Genomic DNA, 17,860 nt, shown 5'->3' with positions numbered 1-17,860 from the left:
TAATTAGAGGCAAACATGAAACCTCAAACCACCACCCCTTCTCCGTGGACATATATACCCACCCTCTACTTTACCTCTGGCATACCTTACATCATCATCAACACAGTTTCCGTAATCTTTTATAAAAAGCTCGGAATAGATAATACTCAAATTACCTTGTGGACAAGTTTTCTCTATCTACCTTGGGTCATCAAAATGTTTTGGGGCCCAATTGTCGATATTTATTCTACCAAACGTCAATGGATACTATATACCCAATTTGCTATGTTCGCTTGTTTGGGTTTAATAGCCTTCTCCTTGCAACTACCAAATTTCTTTTTCATCTCCCTTGCAACATTAACAATAGGAGCATTTATTTCTGCAACTTATGACATTGCTACCGATGGCTTTTATCTATTGGCTTTATCTCCAGAACAACAAGCCTTATTTGTTGGCATTCGCTCACTATTTTATCGAATGGCTGTCATTTTTGGCTCTGGAATATTAGTAGTCTTAGCAGGTCAGCTTGAAGTTTATCTGAATAATATTCCTTTAAGCTGGACTATAACTATTGGTTTCTCCGCTTTAATTTTAGCAATCCTGTTTATTTTCCATCGCCTAATTTTACCTTTACCTGAATCAGATAACCAACGACAAATAGAAGCTAGGGAAAATATACCTTTTTGGTCAATCATTAGCTCATATTTTGCTCAAGATAAAATTATAAATATTTTAGCATTTATCTTGCTTTACAGACTTGGCGAAGCAATGCTTGTGAAGATAGCCTCTTTATTTTTATTGGACAAACCGGAAATAGGAGGCTTAGGGTTATCAACATCAGATGTTGGGCTAGTCTACGGGACATTTGGGGTAATATCCCTAATATGTGGAGGAATTTTAGGAGGGTTGCTAATTTCTAAATATGGATTAAAAAAATGTTTATTCCCTATGGCTTTAGCATTGAATTTACCTGATATTTTTTATGTATATATGGCTTACACTAAGCCTTCACTAACATTAGTGTATCCCTTGGTTTCTTTGGAGCAATTTGGCTATGGTTTTGGATTTACAGCTTTTAGTGTTTATTTAATGTATATTTGCCAAGGCGAATATAAAACTTCTCATTTTGCTATATCTACTGGCATTATGGCTTTAGGAATGATGTTACCAGGCTTAGTTAGTGGTTATTTACAGGAAGTACTTGGCTATCCATTATTTTTTGTCTTGGTCTGTTTGCTGACTATTCCTGGGATGATTGCTCTGTTTTTTATTCCTTTAAAAGAAGAACCGAAGCATCAAAATAATTAAGATTATTGCAATCCATGAGTTATGTTTTAGGAATAGATGGCGGCGGTAGTAAGACTGTTTGTGTCTTAATGGATGATTTGCATCTAGTGCTAGGTCGTGGTGAAGCAGGGCCATCTAATTATCAGAGTATAGGTATCGAAGCAACTTTACAATCTATTCAAACAGCAATTCACAATGCGGTTCAGGCAGCAATAATTACAAATTCCGTGAATATTGACGCGATATGTTTGGGTTTAGCTGGTGTAGGCCGTGTAGCAGATATCGAAGTAGTGAAAGGTTTAGTCAAAGAGTTACAGAATAATAAATTGCCTATTACTTGGGCATTACAGCCAGCCAATATTGTAATTTGTAACGATGCTTTGATTGCTTTAGTTGGTGGAATTGGTCAACCTGTAGGAATTGTGGTTGCAGCCGGTACTGGTTCGATAGTTTTCGGACGAAATCATGAAGGACATACTAAGCGAGTCGGCGGCTGGGGGTATATTTTAGGAGATGAAGGTAGCGCTTATAAAATTGCGATCGCAGGCATGAATGCAGCATTAAAATCTTATGATGGACGAGGGATTTCAACCAGTTTGATAGAGGGTTTCAAACAGCATCTTGATTTGGAAAGTATAGAAGATTTAATAGAAGTAGTATATCGCCGAGAATGGGGAGTTAAACAGATAGCTGCTTTAGCACCAGTTGTAGATTTTGCAGCAGCGTCAGGTGATATAGTAGCGAATATGATAATTGATGATGCTGTAAAAGAGTTAGTAAAATCCACATCTACAGTAATGGATGCAATTTTTAGTACTGACTCAGTTTTAGAAGTAGTCACAACGGGAAGTGTCTGGCGCGGTAGATGCAAGATACATGAAAGATTTACAACATCTCTTGTTAAAAAATTTCCTAATGTAAAGGTGATTTTTCCGAGGTATGAACCTGCTTATGGTGCTGGATTATTAGCGTTGCAGACTACTCAAAATTGACGCGAAGAAAGCAATAATAAGAGGTTTCAATCTGCAAATATGCGCCCTAAGAAAGTTATTATTTCAGACCAAGCTGCGGTGGTAGCACTAGAATCATAACGATAACCGTCGTCGCGCATGAATGTATGTTCTGCTTCATACAAGAAAACTTGGTGAGGTATGTTAGCATTCTCAATTGCTTTTATTATGGTTTGGCGATCGCTCTCTGGTATATGAGGATCAAGAGTACCAAATACTATTAGCATCTCGCCTTGAATTTCATTTACCCTCTGGATTGTATCGGCTACCTCTTTACCCAGTTTGCCACTGGGAATGCCAGTAGGGTAACAGCAGACACAAGCCCGAATTTCGCTTTGAAATGCTGCGCGGAATGCTAAATGTCCACCAATACAAAAGCCGAGAGTGCCTATTTGATTTGGAGAAACCGCACTCTCTGTTTTTAGAAATTCAATCACAGCAAGGCAATCGGCATCATAATCAGCTACGGCGGTTCGACGAGCATCGTCATTTCCGCGCATCCGTCCCCCAGATCGTCTGGCTCAATTACTAAACCAACTGGCTCAATTCGGTGAAAAATTTCTGGTGCTGCTACTACATAGCCGTATCCTGCTAAGTAGTTAGCTAGACGAATCATTGCATCACCTAACTGATAAATATCACTATAGAAGACAATACCAGGGTATTTTCCTGCTGCTTTGGGAGCCGCTACATAAACACGCATTAAGCTGCCATCTACTCTTAACTCAACGTTGCGTTTAGTGATTTGCACTTTTTTGTCTCCGTGTTACGCTTGCTGTCATTAGCTTCTACACTGTAGCGCGGCAGCATCCGGTTACTTTCAACCCACAATTTGGCGTTCTTTTTCCAGTGAAAGTTTGTTGCGATCGCTTTAATACCCTGTATGTACACCCTAGCCTTTTAGGAGAGAGATTTTCCAAATACGGTGAGAAGTCAGGTTGAGCCTTTGGCAATTCTATAAAAGGCGATTATTACGAAAATTATGGTTTTGTTGATGAAAAGGGTGTATCATCCAAGACGGTTTAGTTAAGGGGAGAGACGCGATGATGGTTCGGTTAAGGGAAGAGACGCGATGATGGTTAGGTTAAGGGAAGAGACGCGATAAATCGGCGTCTCTACAAAGGGGTGATTCTTAACTAAACTGTTCAATAATTCCGCCACCTAACACTTTCTCGCCGTCATACCACACCGCCGCTTGTCCGGGGGTGATGCTGATTTGGGGTTCATCAAACACCAAACGCACACGGGAGTTTTCCAACGGAATTACTGTCACTGGTGTAGCCGTTGAACGATAACGAATTTGCACTTCGGCATGAATTGGGGTGGATGGTTCGGCAATGGAAACCCAATTTACCCGATTTATAGTGCATTCTGGCTGAGTTACCTTAGTGCGATCGCCTACTACTACTTTATTATTTGCTGCATCTAATTCAATCACATATAACGGTTCGGCAGCAGCAATCCCTAAACCTTTGCGCTGACCAATGGTGTAGTGATGGACACCATCATGCTGTCCCAAAACTTTGCCTGTCACATCGACAATATCGCCTGTTTTGGGAGCTAAATATTTATCCAAAAATGCCCGCATTGAACCGTTACTTTCCACTAAGCATAAGTCTTGACTTTCTGGTTTATCAGCAGTTTTCAATCCGTATTCAGTTGCAATCCGGCGCGTATCAGTTTTTTCCAGTTCGCCCAGAGGAAATATCGTTGCTGCAAGTAAATCTTGAGACAAATCATAGAGGAAGTATGACTGATCTTTATTGCGGTCAATAGCCCTTAATAACTGGTAACGTCCAGTTGCTTCCTCATAGCTAATTCGGGCATAATGACCGGTGGCAATGCGATCGCACCCCAATTCTGCACGAGCATACTGCACCATTGGCCCAAACTTCACCGTTTTATTGCACTGGGAGCAAGGCAAAGGTGTAATCCCAGCACTGTAACCAGTCACCAGGTAATCGACAATATGCGTCTGAAAGACATCCCGAATATCGACAATCTGATGGGGAACGCCGAGTTGTTCGCAGAGTTCAGCCGCGTCGATCATACCTTCAGAGCAACATTGACCTTTGCCTTTCATTAGCCAAAGAGTCAAACCAATCACTTCATAGCCCTGATGGTGCAGGATAGCTGCGGCGGTGGAACTGTCAACGCCACCAGAAAGACCAACGACGACTTTTTTCATACAAAGCACGACAAGCTGCGTGGTTGTCCAATTGTAGCATACACTCTTTCATTGCCTTGCTACTAAAGCGCTTCAGTTTTAAAGGCAGGAGGCAGAAGGGAAGAGGATTTGACTCTTCCATCCATAACGGAAGCAAGCGTGTCTGTAAACAGCTTTCATCTAAGATTAATTACAGATGTATTTTTTGCCACGCAGATGAGGTAACTTTACGTTAACGCTATATAGTTGCTACAACGGTGAACTAATTAGTTCTTGATGGAAATTACCTAAAAATACTTTGACTACTTTCTAATTATTATGTCGAGAGGAATATCAAGTAAATTTATCCCATTTCAGATGTTGCGCCGAGGTTTTGAGGGTTGGAAGCCCACTATTAGACTTCTGTTTTTGTTAGTGGGAGGATGGTTAGTACTGATTCCCGACTCTACCCCAGCACAAGCACAAATCTCCAACAGCAACGTGCTATTGGCTCAAGAAACTGGTGAGATTTTACCGCCACCGCCAATTCCCTTTGGTCAACAGCCATCACCGCAGTTACAACCAAGTCAAGCACAGGATTTCAATCAATCGGAAGTTAACTTTCAACCTACCCAAACAGTACAAGACACTCAATTTGAGCAAAATTTTCAGCCTTCCCAACCATTACCGAACAATCAATTTGAGCAAAATTTTCAGCCCTCTCAACCCCCACAGTTTAGTCAATATAACCAGAACTTTGAGCGCTATTTAGTTTATGTTGATGGTAGTGATTTTCAGACATTACAAGCAATACGTCAGATAGAACCTAGTGCTTACATTCGCCAGTTCCAAGGCCGAACTGTAATTCAGTCAGGAGTTTTTAACAGAGTCGGCAACGCCCAACAACGGGTAAATGAGTTACAGTCACGAGGCATATATAACGCCCGAATTATTAGCTTTGGTAACGGACAGGAAATAAATGCAGATAATGGCAACTATAACTATAGAGACGATCGCAATAATGTAAATGCTAATAGGCGAGTCTCTAGATATTATGTCGCCATTCCCACCACTTCCGAACAGTTAAGAGCGATCGCAGCACAAGTTAGGCAGAATTTAGGCGTATTTACGCAAGAATTAGGACGATCTGGCGGAGTCCTCGAAAGGACGCAACCACGGGGTCCACACGTAGCAGTAGGGCCTTTTCAAAATCGATTTCAAGCTGAGGAATGGAACAGGTATATGCGAAGAATCGGATACGGTAATGCCAGAGTTTACTACGGAAAGTGAATTAGTGGGGAGTTAGGAGTGAGGTAAGTACACCAACGGCAAGCCCTCCAATGTAAGTATCATAGAATTTTAGGCAAATCAGTTGTAAATCATGCTACAGCTATAAGCCAAAATTTTTATAGATACTCACACAAGTACAGTCAAAATGGATATAAAGAATGGCTTCCTTGGCGCTGTTGGCAATACCCCTTTAATTCGTTTAAACAGTTTTAGCGAAGAAACAGGGTGTGAAATCCTTGCGAAAGCAGAATTTCTCAATCCTGGGGGTTCCGTCAAAGACCGCGCCGCACTTTACATCATCGAAGATGCAGAAAAGAAAGGTTTACTTAAACCTGGTGGTACTGTTGTAGAAGGGACCGCTGGTAATACTGGCATTGGACTAGCACATATTTGCAACGCCAAAGGCTACAAATGCCTAATTATTATTCCTGATACCCAGTCACAAGAAAAGATAGACGCGCTGACAGCATTAGGAGCAGAAGTTCGTCCCGTCCCCGCCGTACCTTACAAAGACCCCAACAACTACGTTAAGCTATCGGGCAGAGTAGCTGCTGAGTTGGAAAATGCCATTTGGGCAAATCAGTTTGATAATTTAGCCAACCGCCTCGCCCACTACGAAACCACAGGGCCGGAAATTTGGACGCAGACAGATGGTAAAATAGATGCATGGACAACTGCAACTGGTACTGGTGGTACTTATGCTGGTGTAGCATTGTATTTAAAAGAAAAAAATCCAGCAATTAAATGTGTTGTAGCCGATCCGCTGGGTAGTGGACTTTATAGCTATGTCAAAACTGGCGAAATCAAGATAGAAGGAAATTCCATCACTGAAGGCATCGGTAACGGTAGGGTCACAGCCAATATGGAAGGCGCACCTGCTGATGATGCCATCCAAATCGATGACCAAGAAGCTTTGCGAGTAGTTTACCAACTGCTGAGGAAAGATGGATTGTTAATGGGCGGCTCAACGGGTATTAATGTTGGAGCAGCTGTTGCCTTAGCGAAGCAATTGGGGCCAGGACATACCATTGTCACCATCTTGTGTGATAGTGGTTCTCGGTATCAGTCGCGGATATTCAACCCTGAATGGCTAGCCTCAAAGGGACTTTCAATAGATTAGTTATTAGTCATTAGTCATTGGTCATTAGTCACTTGTACTTAGCGTAGTCGTAAAGCTTGCTGCATAGCTACGCTTAGGGCGCAACCTCTCCAAGAGTTTATTGGTCATTAACTTTCGACTTTTGACAAAGGACAAATACTTCTCTACGAGAGGCTGCGCCAACGGCTTCGCTCAGTACAAGTGACAAATGACAAATGACAAAGAACAAATGACAACTCAACCATCAGACTTGCCAATAATAGATCGAGATTCTCCTAAATGTGTGCGGGTTTGTCAAAATCGTACTTGTAAAAAGCAAGGTGCAGCCAAGGTTTTAGCAGCTTTTACAGCTTTGCCAATCCCTGGTGTAACTGTAACTGCTAGCAGCTGTTTAGGACAATGTGGCAATGGCCCAATGGTGCTGATATTACCCGATATGGTCTGGTATAGCGGCGTTCACCCTGATGAAGTATCTCTACTGATAGAAAATCATTTGCTAGGTGGTGAAAGAGTCAAACAGATGCTCTATTATCGGTTTCATCCCCAGAAATAAAGCTATAGCCGTAGTCACACAGGTTAGGACATTTGGAAAGAGTGAATGCTAGAGTTAGCAATAGTTTTACCTCCTGCCCTCTGCCTCCTGCCTCCTGCTATAAATTTTCAATATCAAAGTCTGCAATCTTGTTGACTGAAGTGAGGCATCCAATGAATATCCAGCAGCTGCGTCAATCCTTAAAACAAAAGTGGCTTTTTTACTACAAGCAAAATATTTCCTGGCTGGTTAAAATGCGAATTTGGGCCACTTACGATGGTCTGCGCCGTCCTTTGTCCGGTTTTATTTTGGCAACACTGTCTGTTTTGGAACCCCAGTTTGATGAAATACTTTCTTTTATGGTGGAGTTGAATAACGATCCAGATAAAATAGTCGCTGCTTTAGGTCTTAACTTCAATCCCGATCAAGAGTTATGTTTAATAAAATCAGAACATTCAGTTATAAGCCAAGTTGAAAGCGAGTTGCCAGATGAAAAGTATTTTGAGGATAAACATCTGTCATCGGTTGCAACTGCCAGCAAGATTGCCTCTCATTCTCTTGCCAATACTCTAGATTCCAACTTGTCACGCACAGATGAACTTGTGCCATCGATTACAGCTACTACTGAAGTAGCTCGCATACGCAAACCGGAGTTGGTAGTAGCTGCAACTAAAATTGCTCCAGACACTCCGGCAAAAACGCCATCCTCCGATTTGCCAAGGGAATATCAACCAGTACGCTGGCACTCTGGTCAGTTACCTTCACGAGGATCGGCGACAATGACTAGTGAGGTTAACAACAAAGCCAAAACTATGCCATCTGTGGCATTAGCTACTGAGGTTAAAAGCAACGCACCACCTGTCCGAATCCCTGTGGGCGCATCATTGGCAATTACCACTGAGATTAATAGTAATGGCAAAGCAGTGCGATCGCTAGCAATTACTACTGAGGTTAAAAGTAACGGCAAACAACCGAATATTCAACCACAAGAGGATAAGAGCAAAATAATACCAACTACAAATGCCCGTAGTATAGCTTCTTGGGTAGATGAATTTTGTTACGGTGCTAGGGAGAAAGAGAAAGATATCTTGATTTGAATTACTTACGGATATTCGTGAGAAACAAACGGGATTTCTATGACTTCACCCTCAGTTTCTCCCACTTTGACTTTTAAACCTACACCACCAGCTTTGGTGCGAATGTAACCTAGTCCAAAGTAACCATCAGCGGTTTGGGTGTAACTAGTAAGTTTGCCAACCTTTTCATCTGCAACTGCGATCGCACTTCCAACTTCCACAGGGGCATTGAGACGGATACCTAAAAGGTGTTGTTTTACACCTTTATATGTATTTAACCGAGCAATAGTTTCTTGCCCAATATAGCAACCTTTAGTAAAAGAAATTGTTTGCCACAAACCCACTTCTAGAGGATTGTAATCATCTGTGAGTTCCGCATCTGGGGCGGGGCGGCCTTGTAAAATTCGCAAGGCATCCCAAGCGCGATCGCTCATCTCTACCGCTCCTGCTTCTAATAATTTGTTCCACACTGTTTCTTTGTCAGTATAGGGGAAAGTGAAGGTGTATCCTGGCGCAGCTAACCCGCTACCTACAGCAATTCGCACGCCCTCAGCCGGAGCGATGGTGTATACTTGGTGACTACCGTAAGGTTGGCCGATGAGTTCGCCAATACCCAACTTTTCTAAAACAGCGTCGCTTCCTGGGCCAATCAGGCTGAAGGTGTTGGTATATTGGGTAATATCAGATAATTCCACCTTATCTGCATAGAAAATATATTTATCCAGCCATTCCATCAAAAACTGGCGGCGGTTAGGTGAAACCAGCAAGATTACCGCATCTTCTCTAACGTAGGCGGTTACTAAATCAATTGTTCTGGCTGTGGAAGTAACAAAAACTGTATCACAACCTTGTCCTGGCTTGAGTATTTGGAAATTGTTAGTACTTTGGTTGTGTAAGAAATTGAGGCGATCGTCGCCAGCTACTTTAATCCGTCCCCAAGCGGTGCGATCGCAGATTGCAACCCCAACTCTGGCGGCTTGGATAGCTGCTGCGTCTTTATCGTCAAGTGTAGATGTTGGCATAGCGATCAGAAGTTGCCCTGTTTGAATGTTGTCGCACTGGAAATCTTAGCAAATAAGCGTTTGCGGCTTCAATGCACCTCCTGTTTTTTCTAGCGTATAATCAAATCAACAGAAAGTGCCAAACAATAAAAACTTATGAAACGAACTTTTACTGCAAGTGTATGGCAGGAAGGTAACTGGTTTGTGGCACAGTGCTTGGAGATTGATATTGCCAGCCAGGGTCAGACTGAAACTGAAACATTGGCTAATCTTGAGGAAGCTTTGTCACTGCATTTTGAACCACCAGTAGCTACTATTATTCCTCAAATTAAAACACTTCAGGTAGAAATAGGTGCCGCTTAAACCATTACCTTATCGTGAGGTTAAGCGTAGATTAGAGGCAGCAGGTTTTGAGGAAGTTAGCCAAAAGGGTAGTCACGTAAAGTTTATCAAATTTACCGAAGAAGGAATCCGTACTGCGATCGTGCCTCGTCATCGAGAAATTACTATCGGTACGCTGGGCAGTATTTTACGACAAGCTGGGATAAGTGTAGAAGAGTTTGAGGTTTTGTAAGGGCACGTAGGGGTGAAAAGGGCGAAGTTATCGCTCTTTTTCAAAATTACATTATTTAATTATGAAATTAGCGATCGCTATAATGGTATCGTGCCTGAATAAACTCGATTCGGTTATCACTTACTACGTAAACAATCCGGTCAGTTTGAGTAATTCGGCGCGACCATACATTTGCATCAGAGTATCTCAATCTTTCAGGATTACCTGTACCTTCAAAGGGATTCCGCCTAATTTCTTCAACTAAAGATAAGACGCGGAGTGCAGTTTTTCTATTTGTCTCTACCCAGTAGGTAAGGTCTTCCAGAAATCTCCGGTCAAAAACGAGGTTGCGTTCTAAATTATCTTCTTGAGAAACTTCAGATTGGGGAAGTGCATCTGGTTGTAAGTTATCCGACATTGAATTTATTTACTCTTCTTCGTAGAGCGAGAACTCCTTACGCAACTCGTCTATAGTTTGGGGCATATTAGTCTTAGCTTTAACACGTTGTAAAGCATCTAAAAGACGTACTGCATTCTCAGGTGATTGGAACAAATATGCTGTCTCTATGATGCTGTTAAGTTCCGCAGTAGGTATGACAGATACGCTTTCTGCACCTTCACGATTAACAACTACAGGTTCACGAGTGCTAATTGCCTCTTCGTAAATTTTTTCAAAATTATTGCAAGCTTCGGTGTAGTTTGTTTTATTAGACATTTTTTGTTCTTCAATTTATCTGTTAATTTTTGCTGGCTGTTAACTAAAGAGTTGCTTCATTGAATTTCTTGAATGATGGTTAAAATTTCCTCTTTCGATTCAATGTGTCTTGCTAAAACTTCAGCGGTTTATTCCAGTACCTACTCAGATCATAACTTGGCTAAATCTTGCCGCAAACTCTGCCCAATATAAAATTTGAGTAATGCATCAAGTGTCATATCTCAATGATCTGCAACTTTTTTGAGCGATCGCAATGCATCTGTTGGTATCTTTAATTGATACTGTTACTGTAGTACGGGATCTTAAATGTAATTCTAGTTCTTCTTCAGGCTTGTTCATATAGCTTTCTTTCAATGCGAGTAGTGTGATGATTGATTGATTAGGATGGGGTGCGATCGCCTTTAATATGACAGTGCAATCACTGAGGCAAGTATTTTCATTAGTAATTTAAGCTGTACGTGCTTAAGCTAAACTTTCCCTCACATAATTAATTATGTCCTCTGAACAGTTTCAAGCAGCACACGACAGCATATACAACACTGGCACACGCCTTTTACAGTACCTTCAGGAAATTCGCCAAGGGTCGCCTCAGTGAAGGAGACGATACCAAAGGTTTGCAGAGTGTCGAGGATGAGATCAACAAAGCTCTACACGCATTGAAAGAGCAAAAGTATCAAGTAGCTGTGATTGCAGCCATGAAAGCTGGTAAAAGTACCTTTTTGAATGCCGTGATTGGCGCTGATGTTCTGGCAAGTGAATCAGAAGCCTGTACAGTCTGCCGTACTGATATCCGACCAATTGACGCTAGTGCTACACCAAGACTGTTGGAGTATCGACAGGGGCAAAAGAAACCTGTTGTTATTGCCGAGGGTGACTCTAGTGTGATTCGGCAAAAATTTCTAGATCGCACTCACAAGCTTCGAGCTACAGCTAATCATGACAATACCATACGCTTTGAACTAGAGCATCCCATAGAAGCGATCAGCAAACTGTCATCACTAACTGGTTTTACCTTAGTTGACACTCCAGGCCCCAACGAGTGGGAATCCGCAGGCTTTAGCACAGTTACACTCAAGCAAACAGCTTTGGAAGCGCTGCGAACATCTGATGCTATTTTGTTTGTTTTAGATTACTCATCCTTCAAAGACAATACTAATTCAGAGTTGCTTCAAGACTTGATAGCGCAGCGTGGAGAATTTCTTGCAAATAACACAGGGAAAATCTACTTCATTCTCAACAAAGTTGATCGAAAAGCAGAAGGAGATCGAGCCATTAATGATGTAATAGCAGATTTGAAGCAGGCTTTGATAGGATTTGGCATTCCAGATCCCATAATATATCCTACAAGTGCATGGCAAGGACTTTTAGCTAAATTAATCCAACAAGGTATAGCCAGTGATAGCCATTTAAAGAATTTCAAAAGATTCTTTAGTGCTAAATATGCGATAGAGAATGAAGAAGGCGACTCTGTAACCCCTGCTCCAAAGAAAATTGCACCACAGGCTTTAAAAGATAGTTTTATTCCGACTATTGAAGAATCAGTAATTCAAACTGTAGTCCAAAACTCTGGGTGGAATCTTCTAAGTGATGTTTTGGCAAGTCTTATTAAGGCAGGTAAGTCCATTGAAGATACTCTGAACACACGGTTCATCGGTTGGGAGATGGAGATTGAAAGCCTTAAACAAAAAGTAGAAGAGTACAGAAAACGTGCTATTTCGGCTAAAAGAAAGGTTGAAGATGTCAAGAACTCTGTAGAACAACAAAAACAGAAGTTAATGAAGGGCTTTAGCAAAGGAATTAATATATTTGCTGAGGGTGCTAAAACTAACATACAAGATGAAATTGATCAGATTGCTCACTCTAGGTCTGCTAAATCTCAAACAACAAAAATTCAAAATAACCCTCAAAAGATGGAAATACAAGAATCTAATACAGATAATTTGGGAGGAATTATAGAGGATTTTACTGAAGGTATACTTGAATTTTTTCCTGGTTTAAGAGGTTTAAGTAAAATATTTAGAGTAGGTGTTAAAGTAGGAGAATCCTTATTAAACTCTCTTACAAAATCTTTTCCAGAATATTTGGATAGCAAAGATTCCTTTGTAGAGATAGATCAAACAAAAATTGCCGACCCATACAAAATTAGAGTTAAGTCTAAAAAAGATGCTGAAACGATTAAATTAACGATTAATCAATTTTGCGCTCCGCATATTCAGAACTTATGGTTAGAAACGCAAGATAGATTGGTTAGAGACGGAACAAAATTCCGAGAAGAATTAGTGCAAATAATCCAAAATGATATTCAAATAATATCAAATGATTTATCTGATTATCTTGGACAAACTTTAGAAATTGAGTTTAATATTAATAAAATTCAATTTCCAAAATTTAAATTTAAAGGTATTGACGCAGTAATTCAACATCAACAAGATGTCATTATTGGAAATAAATCAAAAAAGATAAGCGGGACTTACTGTCAACCAGATTATTATGTTGATATTCCAATTCAAGGAAACGTTTACGACATTGACTTAAAAGAAACAGCAAGGTTAATTCAGCAAAAGATAGATGAGCAAGTTTCGAGAAACCAACACCTACTAGAGCGAGTTATTGATAAACAGGTATCGAAAGACTTCAGAGATGCAGAACAGCAAATTAATGACTACATGAACAAGTTTCAAGAACAGTTTGACAGCGTGTTGAGAGAACGCGAAACTAGAGAGGCCGAAAAGGAGCAAATTCTTGTGACTGTTGAAACTCAGAAAGTAAAACTTAATGAATATTTGAGCGAATTGGCTCCTATTCAAGCATCTTTAGATAATTGGAAGCCAGTATAAACTGATTAGATAGGCGGCTAAGACAGGCTTAAAAAGCTCATTAACCTACCCACGCAGCTGGGTTTCGTTTGTATAGCCCCAGAATTCCATTCTGAGGGTATTTTATTTGTTAATCTTCTGGCAATTTAGCAAACGCCTGCTCAACTAACTCCTTTGACTTAGCATCTAAACGCAGCCAATCCACTTCACCGAATTCATCGATTAAACTAGTATCAATATCAGCAACTTCCAACTCTGGGCTGTATTCAAGAAAACACACCTGATAACACAGTTCCCACAAATCGATACTCGCTTCTTGCTGTTGACGCTGTAAACGTAGATGATATCCTGGATGGGGCATCGGCAGACGAGCCAGAGTTCCTCTGATTTCATCTGCTTCTTGGGGCGTTGCAGTTTCGATTGCTTGCAATAGCTCACTCACCAATGCTTTGATTTCATCAGTGGTGCTAGGCGGCCAAATCAGGACATCATGGTAAGTTCCCGTCCAGGAAGATTCATCAAGCTGCTTGCGGATATTGTCGATAACGCGAATGAAAGCAGGTTGCATGAGGATTTCAGCCTGCTGCCATGCAACTGGATTGGTTATTTTAGGTGGCATTGGTAATAAACAGGGGCACTAAAAGAAAAATAAATAGTCTGCGTTTATTAAAAAGCTGCGTTTTTAATCTAAATCTTTTCTCAAGATAGCGGATTTCAATGAAGAAAATTTGGAGATATTTATTACCAGCTGGAAAATTAGGTAATAACTCTGGGGAGGGAATATGATCGGCAAGCTACTAGACCATCGTTACCAAGTAATTAGAGTCCTCGCGATGGGAGGATTTGGTCAAACATACATTGCCCAAGATACTAGGCGACCAGGCAATCCTATCTGCGTTGTCAAGCATCTCAAACCCGGAACTGACCCCAGAGTTTTTGATACTGCTAAACGCTTGTTCAGCAGTGAAGCTGAAACTTTAGAAAAACTGGGCAACCATGACCAAATACCGAGGTTGCTGGCGTACTTTGACGAAAACCAAGAATTCTATCTAGTACAAGAATATATTGAAGGACATACCCTAGCTGAGGAACTTATACCTGGTAAGCGCTGGAGTGAAAACCAAGTAATTCAACTGTTGCAAGAAGTTCTAGAAATTCTGGAATTTGTCCATCGCCAAGGCGTGATTCACCGCGACATCAAACCGGATAATATCATTCGCCGTGCCTCAGATAATAAGTTAGTTTTAGTTGATTTTGGAGCAGTGAAACAACTGCGTACACAACTGGTAACAGTGGGCGGACAAGCATCTGCCACAGTAGTTATCGGTACTCCTGGCTATATGCCTACAGAACAAGGCCAAGGTAAACCCCGTCCCAACAGCGATATCTATTCCCTTGGCATCATCGCCATTCAAGCATTAACAGGATTACAGCCAACAGAATTGCAAGAAGACCCGGAAACGGGGGAAGTTATCTGGCAGCATTCAGTAACCGTGAACCATCGATTGGCGGCAGTATTGTCCAAGATGGTGCATTATCACTTCAAAGACCGCTATCAAAACGCTACGGAAGCACTGCAAGCGTGTAAAGACGCGATTAATCCAGTACCTGCACTTTCCACACCTGAAGAAGCCGCCAACAATTCCAGTTACCAAGCAACCAAATTTCAGCCCCAAGTATCTCGGCTGCAAACTATTGCAGTTGCACCAGCAAATCCTATCCCTGCCAAACCTGAGCGTAAAGACTCTAGTAAATCCGACCCCTGGCCGATATTAATTGGCATATTACTGGCGGGTGGTGCGGCTGCCTTGGTAGCAAATGTATATCCAAATGTGAAAAATTTTGCTTTAAATCTTACAGGTAAGGATACGGCTTTAGCAAACAAATGCTCGGCTGTTGTTGTCGGAAATTCTAATATCCGTTCTGAACCTAGTTCGATAAATTCTAATAATATTGTGCAAACTATTGCTAATAACACCAATTTCGAGGTGACTGGCAAGCGGACAAAACGAGGTTGGATAGAAGTTAAGCTTAAATCTGGTCGTTTGGCTTGGGCACACTCGGATGTGATAACTAATAATCAGGAATGGGGTTCTTGCCTACGCGAAAAGGGCATTGCAACTAAGATTGTAGATGATAGTAGCTTGATTGCGACTCGAACTATTCCCCAGCCAAAACCAAAATCTAAGGATGTGGTAACTCCATTACCAGAAAAGCCGAAGGGGTCAACTGACGATGCTGAGAAATCACAACGATCGCAGCCTAATGATAACAGTGCCAATATTGTAGAACAAGCAAAAAATAAGTATGATTCAGGGGATATAATTGGAGCGATCGCACTTTTAAGATCGGTTCCCGCAAATGCTGCTTCTGGTATCCAAGAGACGAGCAAAATGATTGCCCAGTGGCAGTCAGATTGGGCAAAGGCGGAGGCATTATCTAACGAGATTAATAAAGCAATAGATGATGGTAAATGGGATAAAGTTTTAGATTATAGAAACCATCCAGAAAAGTTGCCTAATACTAAATACTGGCGAAATAGAATCGAACCATTATTTAAACAAGCAGCCGAAAATTTGGCAAAACAGGCACTAACTCAGCTAGAAAATCAAGGTAATCAAAAAAATACCCAACAGCAACTTCCCGATACTAAGCAACCTGCCACTAAAGAGAGTCCTAATGCTACAGAAACTCCTAAAGGCGGTTTGTGAAATCAAAGTTTGTTAATTATAATGTTTCAGCATATATTGGTAATAAGTAATAGATAATCTTATTACCTTTACCTATTGATGTTGAACTAATTTATTTTTTATTGATGTATATTTTCTGCAATTTGAAGTGCTTGTGCTAACAATTGTTCGCTTTTATCTTTTTGTTTTAATTGTGCGTACCCAATAGCGATCGCAGTTATCACCTTAACTTTCTTATCACGGCTTTTAGTAGTTTGAGCAACTTCAAGTGCTTGGGATAATACCTGCTCTGCTTTAACAGATGGTTCTACTTGAGTAGCTTGCTCAACAATTTTGGGCAAAGCTGAGACTTTGACATATTCAGAATCATAAAAAAGCAACTCTTTGATAGAGTCAGACTCTGACGAAAGCAAGGCTTTTTTATAGTCAGACTCAGCATCCTCTTTAAGTAGTTGAAAAGCCTGCTCGTATTGACTCTTTTTTGCGTACTCAACAGCAAGTACACTCAATGCTTCCCTTTTATTGTTAGAGTACTTTGTTTCCTCGATCGCTTGCAGGGCTTGCTCATATTGCTCTACTACTGCACACGTCATAGCAATTTCAGCAAACACATCTGAAGAATCACCAAGAATTAAACCATCATGAGTGATATAAGCGTCTTTAAATGCTTCATAATCAGGGTAATCCTTTATTGATTTGGCAATCACAATAGATTGGTTGCATTGCCCCAGTTCTGCATAATCAACAGCAATATCAGCTAAATAAAAATTTTTTATGCTATCATATTTTTCCTTTTTAATACTTTGAAGGGCTTGGGCTAACAGCTGTTCTCCCTTAGCCTGTTGTCCTACTTGTGCATACTTAACAGCCACTTTAGCCACTTTGGCCACTTCAGCGTTATTATCTGGATATTGTGCATTTTGTGGGGCTTGCGCTAGCAGTTGCAATGCCTTTGCTTTTTGTCCAACTTGTGCATATTTGAGTGCAATTTCAACCATCTCATCACTGGTTTTAGCTTTTTGAAGTGCTTGTACTAATATCTGTTCTGCTTGAGCCTTTTGCCCAGTTTGTGCATACTTAAGTGCAACTTCAGACATTACTATAGATTGAGAAATAATGTAATCTTTTCCATTTAAAAACCCCTTTGTCACATTTATTGATATTAATTTGGCAACTTGAAGGGCTTTTTCGTATTGCCCCACTTGTATTAGGCAAGTAGTAATATGTTTCAACCCAATATCACTGTATTTTGGCTCGTATACTTGAAGAGATTTTGCTACTTGAAGTGCTTTGTCGTATTGTCCCATTTCTACATAAATAATTCCCAATTGCTCCAATAATTTGAGTCTAATGTAAAAAGACTCACTTGTTTTGATAGACTCATTTATTTTGATAGTTTGAATAGCTGGGGCTAATAACCTTGAGGCTTTATCCTGTTGTCCTAATTTTGCATATCCGACAGCAATTTTAGCTAAAAGTTCTGCTTGGAGTGGTTGCTTACCATTATTTTTCTCGTAAATGGCAACCTTATCCACAGGTTGACAAGCTACACTAAATATGATTAATAATACTGCATGAGCGCAGGTGGTCGTACTCCTACGGAAAAGCAAGCTACGCGTAGCGTTTCGCAGAGAAGACATCGCCAGTTTTTTGAGTTTCATCCGCT

The 17,860-nt window shown here is 40.8% G+C and carries 16 protein-coding genes and 1 pseudogene; 10 read left to right on the top strand and 7 right to left on the bottom strand.

From position 1 onward, the window contains the following. Positions 1–15 precede the first annotated feature (15 nt). Both NSTCB13_RS21595 and NSTCB13_RS21590 read left to right on the top strand, forming a co-directional pair. Complete coding sequence (locus tag NSTCB13_RS21595) at positions 16–1,287, top strand: AmpG family muropeptide MFS transporter (RefSeq protein WP_445630829.1); 1,272 nt, start codon at positions 16–18, stop codon at positions 1,285–1,287. 14 nt (positions 1,288–1,301) lie between these two features. After that, positions 1,302–2,258 carry an N-acetylglucosamine kinase gene (locus tag NSTCB13_RS21590; RefSeq protein WP_445630830.1) on the top strand — a complete coding sequence of 319 codons (957 nt, stop codon included), beginning with the start codon at positions 1,302–1,304 and terminating at the stop codon, positions 2,256–2,258. A gap of 26 nt (positions 2,259–2,284) precedes the next feature. On the opposite strand, the pseudogene NSTCB13_RS21585 reads toward NSTCB13_RS21590, so the two are convergent. Continuing rightward, positions 2,285–3,027: pseudogene (locus NSTCB13_RS21585) on the bottom strand (dienelactone hydrolase family protein). A gap of 381 nt (positions 3,028–3,408) precedes the next feature. After that, positions 3,409–4,464 carry a tRNA 2-thiouridine(34) synthase MnmA gene (gene mnmA, locus NSTCB13_RS21580; RefSeq protein ID WP_448273762.1) on the bottom strand — a complete coding sequence of 352 codons (1,056 nt, stop codon included), beginning with the start codon at positions 4,462–4,464 and terminating at the stop codon, positions 3,409–3,411. A 297-nt stretch (positions 4,465–4,761) separates the two neighbouring features. On the opposite strand from mnmA, the gene NSTCB13_RS21575 reads away from it, so the two are divergent. The 4 genes from NSTCB13_RS21575 to NSTCB13_RS21560 all read left to right on the top strand — a co-directional run bounded on the left by NSTCB13_RS21575 (position 4,762) and on the right by NSTCB13_RS21560 (position 8,440). Further along, positions 4,762–5,712: a hypothetical protein gene (locus NSTCB13_RS21575; protein ID WP_448273761.1), complete on the top strand. Its 951-nt coding sequence runs from the start codon at positions 4,762–4,764 to the stop codon at positions 5,710–5,712. Between the two features lie 145 nt (positions 5,713–5,857). After that, entirely contained in the window at positions 5,858–6,832 is a 975-nt protein-coding gene (locus NSTCB13_RS21570) for a cysteine synthase A (protein ID WP_445632065.1), read from the top strand. A gap of 208 nt (positions 6,833–7,040) precedes the next feature. After that, positions 7,041–7,364 carry a (2Fe-2S) ferredoxin domain-containing protein gene (locus tag NSTCB13_RS21565; protein WP_445632066.1) on the top strand — a complete coding sequence of 108 codons (324 nt, stop codon included), beginning with the start codon at positions 7,041–7,043 and terminating at the stop codon, positions 7,362–7,364. A 152-nt stretch (positions 7,365–7,516) separates the two neighbouring features. Next, the gene (locus tag NSTCB13_RS21560; protein WP_448273760.1) at positions 7,517–8,440 is read left to right on the top strand and encodes a DUF5331 domain-containing protein; all 924 of its coding nucleotides are present in this window, start codon (positions 7,517–7,519) and stop codon (positions 8,438–8,440) included. Between the two features lie 5 nt (positions 8,441–8,445). On the opposite strand, the gene ygfZ is transcribed toward NSTCB13_RS21560, so the two are convergent. Then, positions 8,446–9,441, bottom strand: coding sequence for a CAF17-like 4Fe-4S cluster assembly/insertion protein YgfZ (gene ygfZ, locus NSTCB13_RS21555; RefSeq protein WP_448273759.1), 996 nt, complete (start codon positions 9,439–9,441; stop codon positions 8,446–8,448). 135 nt (positions 9,442–9,576) lie between these two features. On the opposite strand from ygfZ, the gene NSTCB13_RS21550 reads away from it, so the two are divergent. Then, positions 9,577–9,783 carry a type II toxin-antitoxin system HicB family antitoxin gene (locus NSTCB13_RS21550; RefSeq protein ID WP_292771677.1) on the top strand — a complete coding sequence of 69 codons (207 nt, stop codon included), beginning with the start codon at positions 9,577–9,579 and terminating at the stop codon, positions 9,781–9,783. Continuing rightward, on the top strand, positions 9,773–9,994 hold the full coding sequence (locus NSTCB13_RS21545) for a type II toxin-antitoxin system HicA family toxin (RefSeq protein WP_448273758.1): 222 nt from the start codon (positions 9,773–9,775) through the stop codon (positions 9,992–9,994). Before NSTCB13_RS21550 ends, NSTCB13_RS21545 begins: the two co-directional genes overlap by 11 nt. A 67-nt stretch (positions 9,995–10,061) precedes the next feature. Here the strand turns inward: NSTCB13_RS21545 and NSTCB13_RS21540 are convergent, their stop codons facing one another. Together NSTCB13_RS21540 and NSTCB13_RS21535 are read right to left on the bottom strand one after the other, a co-directional pair. Further along, complete coding sequence (locus NSTCB13_RS21540) at positions 10,062–10,391, bottom strand: Txe/YoeB family addiction module toxin (RefSeq protein WP_445630838.1); 330 nt, start codon at positions 10,389–10,391, stop codon at positions 10,062–10,064. A 9-nt stretch (positions 10,392–10,400) separates the two neighbouring features. Further along, complete coding sequence (locus tag NSTCB13_RS21535; protein WP_445630839.1) at positions 10,401–10,688, bottom strand: type II toxin-antitoxin system Phd/YefM family antitoxin; 288 nt, start codon at positions 10,686–10,688, stop codon at positions 10,401–10,403. 656 nt (positions 10,689–11,344) lie between these two features. On the opposite strand from NSTCB13_RS21535, the gene NSTCB13_RS21530 reads away from it, so the two are divergent. Continuing rightward, positions 11,345–13,525, top strand: a complete 2,181-nt coding sequence (locus NSTCB13_RS21530) for a dynamin family protein (protein ID WP_448273757.1) — start codon at positions 11,345–11,347, stop codon at positions 13,523–13,525. Positions 13,526–13,634: 109 nt separating this feature from the next. On the opposite strand, the gene NSTCB13_RS21525 is transcribed toward NSTCB13_RS21530, so the two are convergent. After that, complete coding sequence (locus tag NSTCB13_RS21525) at positions 13,635–14,123, bottom strand: hypothetical protein (protein ID WP_448273756.1); 489 nt, start codon at positions 14,121–14,123, stop codon at positions 13,635–13,637. 163 nt (positions 14,124–14,286) lie between these two features. Between NSTCB13_RS21525 and NSTCB13_RS21520 the strand changes: the two genes are divergently transcribed. Continuing rightward, the gene (locus tag NSTCB13_RS21520) at positions 14,287–16,215 is read left to right on the top strand and encodes a protein kinase domain-containing protein (RefSeq protein WP_448273755.1); all 1,929 of its coding nucleotides are present in this window, start codon (positions 14,287–14,289) and stop codon (positions 16,213–16,215) included. A 98-nt stretch (positions 16,216–16,313) separates the two neighbouring features. Here the strand turns inward: NSTCB13_RS21520 and NSTCB13_RS21515 are convergent, their stop codons facing one another. Beyond that, on the bottom strand, positions 16,314–17,855 hold the full coding sequence (locus NSTCB13_RS21515; protein ID WP_445630843.1) for a tetratricopeptide repeat protein: 1,542 nt from the start codon (positions 17,853–17,855) through the stop codon (positions 16,314–16,316). Positions 17,856–17,860: the final 5 nt, after the last annotated feature.

This window comes from Nostoc sp. DSM 114160, assembly GCF_053470305.1.
This window is presented reverse-complemented; position numbering and strand designations above follow the sequence as displayed.